Consider the following 1427-nt stretch of genomic DNA (forward strand, 5'->3'; position numbering starts at 1 on the left):
TGACGGCACCCTCCCCTTGCCAAGGGGAGGGTTGGGGAGGGGTCTTGTCTATGTGTTGCATTATTTTTTCAAATTGGCATAACAAAATATTTCATTGATATTGTTGACTGTTGACTGTTGATTGTTGACTATTGGCTGATGGCGATCGCACTAAAGAAATCATTACACTTAAGTTAGTCGCCCTGCTAATATTGACCGTCCCATAGAATCGATGACTCAACAAACTTCTAGAATCTGCATCCTTGGTGGAGGCTTCGGTGGTCTCTACACAGCCTTGCGTTTAAGCCAGTTACCTTGGGAATCTACACAAAAACCGGAAATTGTTTTGGTAGATCAAAGCGATCGCTTTCTATTTTCCCCCTTACTCTACGAATTACTCACTGGCGAACTGCAAACCTGGGAAATTGCCCCACCATTTGAAGAACTTTTACAAGGTACAGGGATACGTTTTTATCAAGGAGTGGTATCTGGAATTGACATCGACCAGCGGCGGGTAAACTTACACGAAGGGCCACAAATCCCCTACGAACGATTAGTGCTGGCGCTAGGAGGAGAAACACCACTAGATTTAGTACCTGGTGCAGCAGCCTACGCCTACACATTCCGCACAATTTCCGACGCCTATCGTTTAGAAGAACGACTGCGATTTTTAGAAGAATCCGATGCTGATAAAATTCGAGTGGCGATCGTCGGGGCTGGTTACAGTGGCGTAGAGTTAGCTTGTAAGTTAGCCGACAGGCTAGGCGAGAGAGGACGCTTTCGCATCATTGAAATTGCCGACCAAATCTTGCGAACTTCCCCAGAATTTAACCGGGAAGCAGCCAAAAAAGCTTTAGATGCACGTGGCGTGTTTCTCGATTTAGAAACCAAAGTCGAATCCATCGAGCAAGATACCATCTCCCTAGAATATAAAAATCAAGTAGACACAATTCCCGTCGAATTAGTAATTTGGACAGTGGGAGTTCGAGTTGCACCAGTGGTAAAATCCCTTCCCCTCAAGCAAAATCAGCGCGGTCAAATCACCACCACATCTAACCTACAAGTCTTTGAGCATCCAGAAATCTTTGCCTTGGGAGATTTAGCAGACTGTCACGACGCAGAAGGACAACAAGTACCCGCCACCGCCCAAGCAGCTTTCCAACAAGCTGATTACGTTGCTTGGAATGTGTGGGCTTCTCTTACCAATCGTCCTTTACTTCCCTTCCACTATCAAAACTTAGGGGAAATGATGGCATTGGGGAAAGACAACGCTACCCTCGCTGGCTTAGGAATCAAACTAGATGGGTCTTTGGCATACATCGGTCGTCGTCTTGCTTATTTATATAGGTTGCCAACTTTAGATCATCAGCTTAAAGTTGGTTTTAATTGGTTAGTCCGTCCTATTATAGAGACACTTTCTAAATAGGGGACTGGAGACTGGGGAGATG

The 1427-nt window shown here is 45.5% G+C and carries 1 protein-coding gene; it reads left to right on the plus strand.

Annotated elements, in window-relative coordinates; all coding sequences use genetic code 11:
• The first annotated feature begins 211 nt into the window (after positions 1–211).
• Positions 212–1405 carry an NAD(P)/FAD-dependent oxidoreductase gene (locus GNE10_RS34450; protein ID WP_185570501.1) on the plus strand — a complete coding sequence of 398 codons (1194 nt, stop codon included), beginning with the start codon at positions 212–214 and terminating at the stop codon, positions 1403–1405.
• Positions 1406–1427: the final 22 nt, after the last annotated feature.

The sequence above is a fragment of the Nostoc sp. 2RC genome (genome assembly GCF_014222165.1).
Taxonomy (GTDB): domain Bacteria; phylum Cyanobacteriota; class Cyanobacteriia; order Cyanobacteriales; family Nostocaceae; genus Nostoc; species Nostoc linckia.